The following is a 256-nucleotide window of genomic DNA, read 5'->3' as shown; positions in this document are numbered from 1 at the left end:
ACATTCACGTCATTGGCCACCAGCACTTGCAGAGCAGAAAGCAGCGCCGGTTCAGATAAGGCGTGCGTATCTTTCCCTAAAAACAGCGGTCCGGTAACACCTTGCTCGCGGCGAACATCAGCAACAGCCTGAGCGATTGCCCAGATATGATGTTGATTGAAGGTTCCCTTATCGGCACAGCCACGATGGCCAGAGGTGCCGAACGCAACACGCTGGGCAACATTGGAAGCATCGGGTTCAATCAGAAAATAATTGG

At 52.7% G+C, this 256-nt stretch carries 1 pseudogene; it reads right to left on the bottom strand.

Annotation, left to right across the window (positions count from 1 at the left end):
* Nucleotides 1-242, bottom strand: a pseudogene (locus tag R0J87_RS22270) (phosphoglucomutase, alpha-D-glucose phosphate-specific); the annotation flags it as partial.
* Nucleotides 243-256 lie beyond the last annotated feature (14 nt).

It is taken from the genome of Halomonas sp. SIMBA_159, from assembly GCF_046536035.1.
Taxonomy (GTDB): domain Bacteria; phylum Pseudomonadota; class Gammaproteobacteria; order Pseudomonadales; family Halomonadaceae; genus Vreelandella; species Vreelandella venusta_A.
Note: the sequence above shows the minus strand (reverse complement) of the source record. Positions and strands in the feature narration are given on the sequence as shown.